At 65.4% G+C, this 12,158-nt stretch carries 8 protein-coding genes; 5 read left to right on the plus strand and 3 right to left on the minus strand.

The genetic code is table 11. From position 1 onward, the window contains the following. Positions 1 to 74 precede the first annotated feature (74 nt). The 5 genes from uxaC to FBY31_RS17200 all read left to right on the plus strand — a co-directional run bounded on the left by uxaC (position 75) and on the right by FBY31_RS17200 (position 8,163). Positions 75 to 1,481, plus strand: a complete 1,407-nt coding sequence (gene uxaC / locus FBY31_RS17180; RefSeq protein ID WP_142043537.1) for a glucuronate isomerase — start codon at positions 75 to 77, stop codon at positions 1,479 to 1,481. Positions 1,482 to 1,489: 8 nt separating this feature from the next. Continuing rightward, positions 1,490 to 2,908 carry a mannitol dehydrogenase family protein gene (locus FBY31_RS17185; protein ID WP_235013102.1) on the plus strand — a complete coding sequence of 473 codons (1,419 nt, stop codon included), beginning with the start codon at positions 1,490 to 1,492 and terminating at the stop codon, positions 2,906 to 2,908. Positions 2,909 to 3,118: 210 nt separating this feature from the next. Beyond that, on the plus strand, positions 3,119 to 4,555 hold the full coding sequence (uidB, locus tag FBY31_RS17190; RefSeq protein ID WP_142043541.1) for a glucuronide transporter: 1,437 nt from the start codon (positions 3,119 to 3,121) through the stop codon (positions 4,553 to 4,555). Between the two features lie 42 nt (positions 4,556 to 4,597). Continuing rightward, positions 4,598 to 5,827 carry a D-mannonate dehydratase ManD gene (gene manD, locus FBY31_RS17195; protein WP_142042235.1) on the plus strand — a complete coding sequence of 410 codons (1,230 nt, stop codon included), beginning with the start codon at positions 4,598 to 4,600 and terminating at the stop codon, positions 5,825 to 5,827. Between the two features lie 65 nt (positions 5,828 to 5,892). Further along, positions 5,893 to 8,163: a gluconokinase, GntK/IdnK-type gene (locus tag FBY31_RS17200; protein ID WP_142045497.1), complete on the plus strand. Its 2,271-nt coding sequence runs from the start codon at positions 5,893 to 5,895 to the stop codon at positions 8,161 to 8,163. Between the two features lie 80 nt (positions 8,164 to 8,243). Here the strand turns inward: FBY31_RS17200 and FBY31_RS17205 are convergent, their stop codons facing one another. The 3 genes from FBY31_RS17205 to FBY31_RS17220 form a co-directional block, all read right to left on the minus strand. Continuing rightward, complete coding sequence (locus FBY31_RS17205) at positions 8,244 to 8,420, minus strand: CsbD family protein (RefSeq protein WP_142043543.1); 177 nt, start codon at positions 8,418 to 8,420, stop codon at positions 8,244 to 8,246. 342 nt (positions 8,421 to 8,762) lie between these two features. Beyond that, complete coding sequence (locus FBY31_RS17215; protein ID WP_142043545.1) at positions 8,763 to 10,505, minus strand: thiamine pyrophosphate-dependent enzyme; 1,743 nt, start codon at positions 10,503 to 10,505, stop codon at positions 8,763 to 8,765. A 75-nt stretch (positions 10,506 to 10,580) separates the two neighbouring features. Further along, positions 10,581 to 12,086 carry an amino acid permease gene (locus FBY31_RS17220; protein WP_142043547.1) on the minus strand — a complete coding sequence of 502 codons (1,506 nt, stop codon included), beginning with the start codon at positions 12,084 to 12,086 and terminating at the stop codon, positions 10,581 to 10,583. Positions 12,087 to 12,158: the final 72 nt, after the last annotated feature.

Consider the following 12,158-nt stretch of genomic DNA (forward strand, 5'->3'; position numbering starts at 1 on the left):
AACTCAACGGAAACAGGAATGGCAAGTTTTGGCAACCGGTTGACAAGGTTGGCATCCACCCGGACTATTGATGTATGTCACAGTCGATTGCCGCCAACCCAGACCGGCTCCTGCCCGCTGATCCCGGAACCCGCCGCATTGCGCGCGATCTCCTGCAGCGCGTCGAGGACCTTCCCATCATTTCCCCGCACGGGCACGTTGACGCCGCAGTCATCGAGCAGAACACGCCCTTCCCCGACCCAGCGGCGTTGCTGGTGAGTCCGGACCACTACGTCACGCGGCTGATCCACGCCAGCGGTGTCCCGCTGGAGCAGCTTCGCGAATCCACCACCTCCCAGCCCGACTCCCGGGCTGTGTGGGCCGAGTTCTGCAAGGCCTGGCCACTGTTCGAGGGCACCGCCTCCGGCTACTGGCTCCGCACCCAGTTCCACAGCGTCTTCGGTTTGGACGGGGAGCTCAGCGCGGAGACGGCCGATGCCACCTACGATGCGATCTCGGCCAGGCTCCAGGAGCCCGGCTTCCGGCCCCGCGAGCTGTTCAAGGACTTCAACATCGAGGTCCTCGCCACCACTGATGATCCGCTGGACTCCCTGGCGAGCCACAAGGCCATTGCCCAGGACCCAACCTTCCATGGCCGCGTCCTGCCCACCTTCCGCCCGGACGCCTACCTCAACATCGCCCACCCTGCATGGTCGGAGAACGTAGACAAGCTCATTGCGGCAGCGGGCGACGGCGGCACGGGCTATGGTGCGTACCTCACCGCTCTGGAGAACCGGCGTCGTTATTTTGTGGAGCACGGTGCGGTTTCCGCCGACCACGGCGTGCGCACCCCCGCCACGCTGAAGCTGGATGCAGCGGACGCAGTCCGGCTCTTTGACCGCGCCCGCTCCGGCAAGGCGACCGGGCAGGACCGGGACGACTTCGAAGCGCACATGATGTACCAGATGGCCCGGATGTCCGTGGAGGACGGGCTGGTCATGACCATCCACCCGGGCTCGTACCGAAACCACCATCTGCCCACCTTCAACACCTTCGGTGCGGACACCGGGCACGACATCCCGTTCGCGATCAACTACACCGAGGCCATCCGCCCGGTCCTGCAGGACTTCGGCACCGCCAAGGACTTCCACCTGGTGCTCTTCACGCTGGACGAAACGGTGTTCTCCCGCGAACTGGCCCCGCTGGCCGGCTTCTACCCGTCCGTGTACCTCGGCGCGCCGTGGTGGTTCCTGGACGCACCGGACGCGATGCTGCGGTTCCGTTCCGCGGTCACGGAGACGGCGGGCTTCTCCCGTTCCTCGGGCTTCATCGACGACACCCGCGCCTTCTGCTCCATCCCCGCCCGGCACGACGCCTCCCGCCGGATTGAGGCCTCCTTCCTCGCGCGGCTGGTGGCTGAACACCGAGTCAGCGAGGACCGCGCCCACGAACTCATCGTGGACATCGTGGACAGTTCACCGCGCCGGGTGTTCAAGCTGTGAGCGCCGGGTTGCACGCCACAACCGCTCCCGCCCCGGATCCCGCATCGGAGCTTCCGCAGCTGAACCGCTCACTCCACCCGGCACCCAAGGCCCCGGTCCGGATTATCCACCTGGGCCTGGGCGCCTTCCACCGCTCGCACCAGGCCTGGTACACCCAGCAGGCCGGCGATGCCGCGGATTGGGGGATCGCAGCCTTCACCGGCCGGCGTCCGGATGCTGCCGTGGCCCTGACGGAACAGGACGGGCTGTACACGCTGGTGGAACGCGCAGATACTGGCGACTCCTTCACTGTGGTGGAAAGCATTGTGGAGGCCGTGGACGGAGCGGACCTGCAGCGGCTCACCGAGCTGGTGGCTGCTCCCGGGACGGCCCTCGTCACCCTCACCATCACCGAGGCCGCCTACGGGCTGGGCGCTGACGGAAAGCTGGACTCCACCGCGCGCGACGTCGCGACCGACCTTTCGCTGTTGGGCTCCGGCAGCGGACGCCCGGCCACGCCGCTGGGGCGCCTCGTGCTGGCACTGGCCGCCCGAAGGGACGCTGGCTCCGGACCGATCGCCGTAGTCTGCTGCGATAACCTGTCCAACAACGGAGCGGTTGCCCGGCAGGCTGTCGCCGGGTTTGCCAGCGCCTGGGATTCCGGGCTTGCTGCCTGGATCGATACCAACGTCAGCTTCGTCAGCACGTCCGTTGACCGCATTACCCCGCGGACCATGGAACAGGATCTCGATGATGTGCGGAAAGCCTGCGGGTACCGCGACAATTCGCCCGTGGTGGCCGAGCCCTTCTCCAGCTGGGTGCTCAGCGGCGACTTCCCTGCCGGGCGGCCCCGCTGGGAAGACGCCGGTGCCCTCTTTGTCGAGGACATCGAGCCCTACGAAAACCGCAAACTGTGGCTGCTCAACGGCGCACACTCACTGCTCGCCTACGCCGGGCAGCTTCGCGGCCACGCCACCGTGGCCGAGGCCCTCGCAGACACGGAATGCCGCCGGGCCGTGGAAGCCTTCTGGGATGAAGCCGCGGCGAACCTGCCCGGCGCCGGACTGCAAATCCCGGCCTACCGGGAAGCCCTCCTGGCCCGTTTCGGCAATGCCAGGATCGCCCACAATCTGGCACAGATTGCCATGGACGGCAGCACGAAGCTGCGGATGCGCGCCGTCCCGGTGCTGCAGGCTGAACGTGCAGCCGGCAGGACAGGTGCTGCGGCGGCCTTGATGATCGCAGCATGGATGGACTTCAGCGTTGCCGCCACCTCCTTCGAGGACCCGCTGGGCGAAGACGTGGCTGCTGCGAACCGGTTGTCCGGAACTGAACGCATCAAAGCGCTGGTGGCCGTCGTCGACCCGGTACTGGCCGGAGACGCCGCCGTGGTGGCGCTGGTGGAAAGCTTGTGCGGCACGGTCCCCGGACATCCAGCGTCCCGGTAAAGCATGCTGCCAGCGGGGCTGCCCGGCACCTTCTGAGGTGCCGGGCAGCCTTTTTCTTGAAATTTCAATAAATATTTTGGCAACCGCTTGCCATTTATTTGCCACGTGATTAGCATTACAGGTAGAGCAAATCCCCGGAGTCCCCGCCGGACCCCTGACGCTTTATTTTTTGGCCGTCCCCAGGCCGCCCCGGGTAAAGGAGCCCACATTATGAAAAAGCTGAGCACACTGAGCATCGCCGGCTATGGCGCCGGCGACGCCGCCAACAACCTCGCCTTCACCACGGCCACCATGTTCCTGCTGGTCTACTACACGGACGTTGCCGGCATCTCTGCGGCGGCGGCAGGCACCCTGCTGCTGGTTGTCCGGATCTTCGACGCCTTCGCCGACGTTCTCGCCGGCCGCGTAGTGGACCGGACCTTCAGCAAACGGTTCGGCAAGTTCCGGCCGTTCATCATGTTCGGCTCCATCCCGCTGCTCCTCCTGAGCGTCGCAACATTCTCGGTGCCGCAGATCGGTGAATCCGGCACCCTGCTCTACGCCTACGTCACCTACGCAGCACTTGGCCTGGCCTACAGCCTGGTCAACATCCCCTACGGCTCCCTGGCCGGCGCCATGACGCAGGACCCGGGCGAACGCGCCAAGCTGGGATCCGCCCGTATGGTGGGCGCCGCCCTGGTGGGTTCGTCGCTGGGCATTTTCGTGGCACCGCTGATCACGCCGGGAGCCGACCTGCAGGCCACCTTCACGGGCATTACGCTGGCCTTTGTGGTGATTGGCGCGGCCCTCTACTTCTTCACGGTCTTCACAGCCAAGGAACGCGTCCACCGCGCCGTGCCCAACGTAACCCTCAAGCAGAGCCTGGACACCCTGAAGGGCAACAAGCCGCTGCTGATGCTGTGCCTGAGCTCCTTCCTCTTCCTCTCCGGCTACCTCGCCCTCACCTCGGTCCAGCTGTACTACCTGCGCGACGTGCTGGGCCGGCTGGACCTCTACCCGGTCCTGTCCATCATCCAGCTGATCCTGACCTTCGTCCTGGCGGCCTTCATGCCCCGGCTGGTGCGCGCGGTGGGCAAAAAGAACGTTTACGTCTACGCCTCCGTGGTCGCGGTCATCGGCGGAATCATCGTCTTCCTGACGCCTGCCAGCCAGACGTGGATCGGTTTCGGCGGCCTCCTGCTCAGCCTCGTGGGCGTCATGGCCGTCAGCATCGTGGTCTGGGCCCTCGAGGCAGACACCGTTGAGTACGGCGAATGGAAGACCGGCGTCCGCACCGAGGGCATCACCTACGCCCTCTTCTCCTTCACCCGCAAGACCGGCCAGGCCGTGGGCGGCGCCCTCGCCGCCTATGCCCTCGCCCTGGGCGGCTACAAGTCCGGCGCCACCCAAAGCGCCGATGCCGTCTTCGGAATCCAGGTCGCTGCCGGTGCCATCCCCGCAGTCCTTGCGCTCCTGGCCCTGCTGGTGATGTCCAAGTACAAGCTCACCGATGCACTGCACGCGGAGATCCTGGCCGAGATCCGGGCCCGCCGCACCAGCAGCGGAGCCGACGCCGATCCAACCGGCAGCGCCACCGGCAGGGACGCGGCCGGCATATCCGCTGGACCCGCTGCCGCCACCAGGCCCCCGGCAACAACCTCCAACTAAGCCCAACCTTCCTCCTCCCGCCAGCCCCTGAAAGGACCTGCCGTGAAAATCATTGCCGCCGACGTCTTTGTGACGAGTCCCTCCCGGAACTTCGTGACGCTCCGGATCACCACCGAGGACGGTGTGACCGGCATTGGTGACGCCACCCTGAACGGGCGTGAGCTTGCCGTGGCCGCGTACTTGAAGGAGCACGTGGCGCAGCTGCTGATCGGCAAGGACCCGCACCGGATCGAGGACACCTGGCAGTTCCTGTACCGGTCCTCGTACTGGCGCCGCGGGCCGGTGACGATGGCTGCGATCGCCGCGGTGGACATGGCGTTGTGGGACATCAAGGGCAAGATGGCGGGCATGCCGGTCTACCAGCTCCTGGGCGGGGCGTCCCGGAACGGGCTGCGCGCCTACGGCCACGCCTCGGGCGCGGACCTGCCGTCCCTGTTCGATTCCGTGCGCGAGCACCTGGAACTGGGGTACAAGTCCATCCGGATCCAGACCGCCGTCCCTGGCATCAATGCGGTGTACGGTGTGGCCGCGCAGGCGCAGGCGTCCGGGGAGCGGTACGACTACGAGCCCGCCGGGCGGGGTGCGTTCCCGGTGGAGGAGGACTGGGACACCCGGGCTTACCTGCGCCACCTGCCCACGGTGTTTGAGGCGGTCCGGAACGAGTTCGGCCCGGAAATCCCGCTGCTGCACGACGGGCACCACCGGATGACGCCGATCCAGGCCGCGAAGCTCGGCAAGGCGCTGGAACCGTATGACCTGTTCTGGCTGGAGGACTGCACCCCGGCGGAGAACCAGGAGGGTTTGCGCCTGGTCCGCCAGCACACCACCACCCCGCTGGCCATCGGTGAAATCTTCAACACCGTGTACGACTACCAGACCCTCATCAAGGAACAGCTGATCGATTACGTCCGGGCCGCGTCCACGCACTTCGGCGGGATCTCGCCGTTGAAGAAGGTGATGGACTTCGCCGCGCAATACCAGATCAAGTCCGGCTTCCACGGCCCCACGGACATTTCCCCGGTGGGCTTCGCCGCGCAGCTGCACGTGGGCCTGGCCATCCACAACTACGGCATCCAGGAATACATGCAGCACTCGGACAAGACCAACGAGGTCTTCCACCAGTCCATGACCTTCGTGGACGGCTACCTGCACCCCGGCAACGAACCCGGCATCGGCGTCGAATTCAACGAAGAAGCTGCAGCCGCCTACCCCTACCAGCAGGCCTACCTGCCCTATAACCGCCTCATCGACGGAACGGTCCACGACTGGTGAACACTCCCAACCCCGAAACAACAGCACCCGCTTCGGCCGGACAGCCCAAGCTCCGCGTCATCGTGATGGGGGTATCCGGCTGCGGCAAGACCACTATCGGCGACCTCGTGGCCCGCGAACTCGGCGTCCCCTTCCTCGACGCCGATTCCCTGCACCCGGTGGAGAACGTCGCCAAAATGGCCGCCGGCACGCCCCTGACGGACGAGGACCGCTGGCCCTGGCTCGCCACCGTGGGCGCCCGGCTGGCCAACGCGGGCGACGGCGGGATGGTCCTGGCGTGCTCCGCACTGCGCCGCAGCTACCGCGACGCCATCCGCGAACAGGCCCCGGACACCATCTTCCTGCACCTGCACGGCAGCAAAGACGTCCTGCGGGCGCGCACTGAAGGGCGGACCGGCCACTTTATGCCGCCGGCCCTCCTTGAATCCCAGCTCGCCACGCTGGAACCGCTCCAAGCCGATGAAGCCGGCGTCGTCGTCGACATTGCCTCCCCCGTGGACGAAGTGGTGGCCTCGGCACTCGCCAACATCGCCGCCGTCGGACGTTCCAGGAACGCCGCCGCCGGCCATGGTGACGCGGTCACCCGGCCGCGGCAGTTCGACGTCGACCTTCAGGCCGCGCCGTTTAATCTCGACGGCGACGCGGTCACCTGGGTGGAAACCACCATGGCCGCCATGACCCTCGAGGAAAAGATCGGCCAGCTGTTCATCAACCACAACAACGACTACTCCCCGGAGTACCTCGATGGCGTGCTGGAGAACTACCATGTGGGCGGCATGCGGTACCGGCCTGGACCCTCGGCCGCGGTGCAGGAGCATATCCGCTACGCGCAGTCCAGGACCCGCATCCCGCTGCTGGTGGCTTCCAACCCGGAAATGGGGGGAGCCGGAAGCTGCGACGACGGAACGTTCGTGTCGACGCACCTGCAGGCCGGCTCGCATCCGGACAAAGCCATTGCCCGGCAGATGGGGCAGGTGGCCGGGGCCGAAACCGCAGCGCTGGGCTGCAACTGGGCCTTCGCCCCGATTGTGGACATCCACTACAACTGGCGGAACACTGTCATCTCCACCCGCGCCTTCGGAAACACCCCGGAGATTGTGGTGGAGCGGGCCAAAGAGTACTTCGACGGCATCAGCGAATCACCCACGGTATGCGCCATGAAGCACTTCCCCGGAGACGGCGTGGACGAGCGTGACCAGCATGTGGTCACCTCCTACAACACCTTCGGCTACGAGGAATGGAACCGCACCTACGGGCACGTTTACCGCGAGATGATCGGCCACGGCGTACAGTCCATCATGGTGGGCCACATCGGGGCTCCGGAGCTGTCCCGGCACTTCCGCCCGGGCATGGCTGATGCAGAGATCCTGCCCGCCACGCTCGCGCCCGAGCTGCTCCAGGACCTTCTCCGCGGCGAACTTGGCTTCAACGGGCTGGTGCTCACCGACGCCTCGCTGATGGTGGGCCTCACCCAGGCCAGGAAGCGCAAAGACCTGGTGCCGGCCACTATCGCTGCCGGCTGCGACATGTTCCTGTTCTTCCGCAACCCTGCAGAGGACTTCGGGTACATGCTGGACGGCTACAAGTCCGGCGTCATCACCGAGCAGCGCCTGCATGATGCGCTGCGCAGGATCTTGGGGCTGAAGGCGTCCCTGGGGCTGCACCGCAAGTCCGCGGACCAGCTGGTTCCGCCTGCTGAGGCGCTTGCCGTGATTGGCAGTGAGGCGCACCGGGCGGTTGCGGCGGAGGTCGCGGACAGGACCGTCACCCTGGTCAAGGACACCGCCAACAATCTGCCCATCACACCAGAGACGCACAAACGGATCCGCCTGTATGGCATCTCCGGCGGCGCCGACTTTACCCGCGCTGACCCGCTGGCCTACCTGGACACTGTCAAGGATGAGCTTGAAGCCGCCGGCTTTGAAGTGCACGTCTTCAAGACTGCGGAGCAGCGGGAAGCGGCGGGCGAAACCGGTATGAACTTCATGCGGGTCCTGTCCGAGGAAGCCACAGGCGACTACGCCGAGAAGTACGACGCCGCTTTTGTGTTCGCGAATGTAAAGGGTTTCGCGCAGGAGGCTGCGATCCGGATCAAGTGGTCCTCACCCATGGCCGCGGAGATTCCGTGGTACGTCACAGAAGTGCCCACCGTGTTTGTCTCGCTCAACCAGCCCAACCACCTGATCGATGTGCCCATGGTCAAGACCGCGATCCACGCGCACGCCGGGTCCCGGGAGGCTATCCGGGCCACCATCGACAAGATCCAGGGCAAGTCCGGGTTCGAGGGCACGTTCAACGACAACGTCTTCTGCGGTTCGTTCGACACCCGTCTCTGATACGGACATAGGATCTGATACGGACATACGAAAGGGTGCACCCCCGAGCTGGGAGTGCACCCTTTCGCTTGCGTATCAGGTCAGTCCTTTTTGAAGGCGTCCTTGACTTTTTCGCCGGCCTGCTTCATATCACCCTTGGCCTGGTCGGCCTGGCCTTCGGTGCGCAGGCTCTCATCGCCCGTGGCGTTGCCAGCAGCTTCCTTGCCCTTGCCGCCGGCCTTTTCAGCTGCGTTCTCGATCTTGTCGCCTAGTCCCATGGTGTTTCCTCCTCTGGTTGGCGGCCGTTCGATCCGGCCTCCCAAACATCATAAGCATGCTTACTTTGGCTTGGCCAGTCTTTCGCCGCCAGACCTTTGCCAACGTCGGGCCCGGCCCGGTCCCGGTGCCGTCCGTCCTGACAAGGAGTCCGGCATCGGTGCCGCGGGTGTTCCAGGTGCCGATGAGGTCGGCCGCGAGCCGTTCCAGGACGGTGTGGGGATGTCGGTGAAGGTGGCGGTGTTGTCCAGGTCCAACGGAGTGCATCCAGACTTCTCGGATGGTTGAGCTTGTCGAAACCTGGGTTCGACAAGCTCAACCACCGTTGCTTTTCCGGATGCTGTTTAGTAGGCCTTCACGCGCTGTTCGACGATGAGGTGGACCAGGGCGAAAACGCCGTTCTGGTCGATGGCAGCGAACGCGGCATCCAGTGCCGCCGGAATGTCTGTGTCCTCAGTAACAGTGATCCCGAAACCGCCGAATGCCCTGGCCATCAGGCCGAAATCGGGATTCTTCAGCTGTGTGCCGGAGATGCGCGACGGATAGTGCCGCTCCTGGTGGGTGCGGATGGTGCCGTATTCCTGGTTGTCCATCACGATCACCAGGGGCGTGGCGCCGTACTGGGCCGCGGTGGCGAGTTCCTGGCCGTTCATCAGGAACTCCCCGTCCCCGGCGATGGTGACCACCCGGCGCGCCGGGTCTGCCAGGGAAGCCGCGATGGCCGAAGGCACCGAATATCCCATGGAGCCGTTGCGGGCACTGATCATGGAAGCGTAACGGCGGGTGGGGAAGTAGCGGTGGGCCCAGTTGGTGTGTTCACCGGCGCCGAAGGTCACCATGGCATCCTCGGGCAGCCTCGGCACGAGGTTCGCCATCAGCGTGTCCATCCTGGCCTGTCCGGCTGAGGGTGTGGCCGGCGGCAGCGCGGCGAATGCCTCCTGCTCACCCCGCATCCGCGCCGTCCACGCCTTCCACTCTTCCTTTACCGGCAGCTCGACGCCGGCCAGATCCTGCACAAAGGCCTCAGGCTTGGAGAGGATCTGCCGCGACACCGGACCCGAGCGCCCGCGAAGCGAGGGGTCCACGGTGACCAGGAAGTTCTTTTTGTTCCAGTCCTGCCGGCAAACGAAACCGTCTGTAATGACGTCCCCCGGCACTGTTCCCACAAAAACGAGCAGGTCGGTTTCTTCGAGCAGGTCATAGGTGGGGCGCGGCCGGCCGTAGCCAATGGGGCCCACGTAGGAAGGTGAATCGAAGGACACCGTCCCCTGCGTGCGCCATTCGGCTGCTGCCGGGATCTGGTGGCGTTCCAGCCAGCCGGTGAGCTGGTCCGCCGCCGCCTGGGTCCAGTCATTGCCGCCGGTGACGAACAGTGGCTTGCGGGATTCTGCCAGGGCAGCGTGGAGGGCGGCCGCGTCCGTGCTGCTCATGCCGCCGGCTGCCACCGGAATGGCCGGATGCAGCGCCGGGTCGATCTGCTCGCGGATGATGTCCTCCGGCAGGCCCACCACCACCGGGCCGGGCCGTCCACTCATGGCGGCGAACATTGCCTCCGCCACGATTTCCGACGCGCGTTCCGCGTGGTCCAGGACCATCACGCGCTTGGCGCCGGTGTCGAACCAGGCCTTGATGTCGAACTCCTGGAAGGCTTCGCGGTCCCGGTGGGCGAAGGGGATCAGGCCCACGAACAGCAGCATGGGAGTGGAGTCCTGCCATGCGGTGTGCAGGCCCACGTGGGCGTTGGCGGCACCGGGACCACGGGTCACCATCGCCACTCCGGGGCGCTGGTTCATCTTGCCGTCAGCTTCAGCCATGTAGGCGGCGCCGCCCTCATGCCTGCAGACGATGGTTTCAATATCCGAGGCGTGCAGGCCGTCCAGCACGTCCAGGAAGCTCTCGCCGGGCACCACATAAGTGCGTTCCACGCCATGGGCCACCAGCGAATCAACGATGACGTGGCCCGCGGACCTGGTTGTTGGTGCTGGCTTCTCTGCGGTTTTCGCCTGCGGGTTGTGCTGCCGGGAAGGCTCGACGGCGGCGGGCCGGGTGTGTGATGGGGTCAGGGTTGCTGCGGGGTCCGTTGTCATGGTCTTTCTTTGTTGTTCGGTGTTTGGTTCTTCGGGCGTGCGGGGGCGCTGGGTGTGTTGGTGGATGTTTTTGGCTTATCGGATCGGTGTCCGGTTGGCGATGACGGGGGAGAGGCCGGTGTGGCCTTGGCGGGTTTCGGCGATTTCGTGGATGCGTTTGCGGCAGGCGTACCAGCCGATGACCATGAGGATGGAGGCGATGGCGGTGACGAGCATGGTCAGGGGTGAGTCGATGAAGACCATGATCAGGACGCCGATGAGGAAGAGGAGGGAGAGGTAGCCGGTGTAGGGGGCGCCGAACATGCGGAAGGAGGGGCGGGTGAGCCAGCCTTTGTCGGCCCAGCGTTTGAGTTGGATCTGGCAGAGGACGATGGTGGCCCAGGTCATGATGATGCCGACGGAGGCGACGTTGAGGACGATTTCGAAGGCGTCGGCCGGGACGAGGTAGTTCAGCGGGACCCCGAGGAGGGAGACGGCGGCGGTGATGGCGATGCCGCCGTAGGGGACGCCTGCTTTGTTCATGCGGGAGGCGAAGCGGGGGGCGGAGCCGTTGACGGACATGGAGCGCAGGATCCGGCCGGTGGAGTAGAGCCCGGCGTTGAGGGAGGACAGGGCGGCGGTGAGGACGACGAGGTTCATGATGACGTCCACGCCCTGGATGCCGATGGAGCCGAAGAAGGTCACGAAGGGGCTGACGCCTTTGACGTAGGAGGTGTAGGGCAGCAGCAGGGCCAGGAGGATGACGGAGCCGACGTAGAACACCGCGATGCGGAAGACTACGGAGTTGATGGCTTTGGGCATGATTTTTTCGGGGTTTTCGGTTTCGCCGGCGGCGGTGCCGACCAGTTCGATGGAGGCGTAGGCGAACAGGACGCCCTGCATGAGGATGATCATGGGCAGCAGGCCGTTGGGGAAGATCCCGCCGTTGTCGGTCAGGAGGCTGAAGCCGACCTGCTGGCCGTCCACGGGGGTGCCGAAGATGACGAAGTAGGTGCCGACGATGAGGAAGATGACCAGGGCGGCGACTTTGATCAGGGCGAACCAGAATTCCATTTCGCCGAAGACTTTGACGGAGACCAGGTTCAGGGCCAGGACGACGACGAGGGCGGTCAGGGCCCAGGCCCATTGCGGGATGTCGGCCATCCAGGGGATGTAGTTGCCGAAGAAGTTCATGTAGAGGGCGGCGGCGGTGATGTCCACGATGGTGGTGGTGGCCCAGTTGATCCAGTAGAACCAGCCGGAGACGAACGCGGCTTTTTCGCCGAAGAACTCGCGGGCGTAGGAGACGAACGAGCCTGAGGAGGGGCGGTGGAGGACCAGTTCGCCCAGGGCGCGCAGGATCAGGAACGCGAAGAACCCGCACACGGCGTAGGCGATGACCAGGGACGGGCCGGCGGCGTTCAGCCGGCCGCCGGCGCCCAGGAACAGGCCGGTGCCGATCGCACCGCCGATCGCGATCATCTGGATCTGCCGGGGCTTGAGGTTCTTGTGGTAGCCCTTGTCCTCGGCATGCAGGGCAGTCTCGGAGGCATGCGCATGCCCACCGTCAATAAGGTGGTCGGGGGTTGGGAGATTTGTCATGGGGATGTCCTTTTGTGGTCGGTGGTTGAGCTTGTCGAAACCAGGCTTCGACAGGCTCAACCACCAGCGGGG

The sequence above is a fragment of the Arthrobacter sp. SLBN-100 genome, from assembly GCF_006715305.1.
Lineage (GTDB): Bacteria > Actinomycetota > Actinomycetes > Actinomycetales > Micrococcaceae > Arthrobacter.